The sequence below is a fragment of the Aminobacter sp. P4_D5 genome, from assembly GCF_056401815.1.
On record NZ_JBFUIP010000587.1, the window covers coordinates 1 to 784 of the forward strand.

At 73.6% G+C, this 784-nt stretch carries 1 protein-coding gene; it reads left to right on the top strand.

What is annotated here, in order from left to right; genetic code table 11:
- Positions 1-57: 57 nt before the first annotated feature.
- A partial coding sequence (locus tag AC1DWF_RS33675; protein WP_476842837.1) for an FHA domain-containing protein occupies positions 58-784 on the top strand: 727 nt, incomplete at its 3' end.

The window sequence follows — 784 nt, forward strand, 5'->3', positions numbered from 1 at the left end:
GTCTTGGTCCTGTCCGTCCTTCGCTGTCCGGAGCAGGCCACCCCTGAGCAGCGGCGCGTGCCCGGCGGCGAATACGTCATGGGTCGCGGCACCGAATGCGACTGGCCGCTCCGCGATCCCGACCGCGTCCTCTCCAAGCGGCATTGCGCCGTCGAGTATCTCTCGGGCGCCTGGCAGGTGCGCGACCTCTCGACCAACGGAACCTTCCTGAACAGCGGCGGCGAACCCGTGGGCCGCGACCAGGTGCGCGTGCTGCGCGACGGCGACCGGCTGCGCCTCGGCGCCTACGAGATCGAGTGCCGAGTGGAAGAGGAGGCCGGATACGGCGAAGGCCGCTGGCAATCGGCGGCGGCGGTGCCCGACCCGATGGCGCCGCCCGCCGCGCCCTCCGACATCTTCTCCGCGCCGCTGCCGGGGCTTTCGACGGGCGAGAGCGCGCCCTCCGGCAACGCGCCCCTGCTGCCGTCGGACTTCGATCCCTTCGCGGCGGACGATCACGGCCCGGTCATGCCCGACCACCGTCCCAGCACGAACGACGTCTTCACCCCGCCGCGCGCCACCATGCCGGACCTGCTGCCGACGAGCTGGGACACGCCGGTGGCGCCGAAGCCGGGGGCTCCTTCGAACGATCCCTTCGCCCACCTGCCGGACCCCTTCGCGGATGCGCCGCCAGGCGCGCCCGCCGCACGGCATGCCGATCCCTTCGCCACGCCATCTGCTGCGGTCCCGCTGCCCGACCCCTTTGCCGATCCGCCCGCCGCGCGAGCTGCGCCGCCGCCTTCGG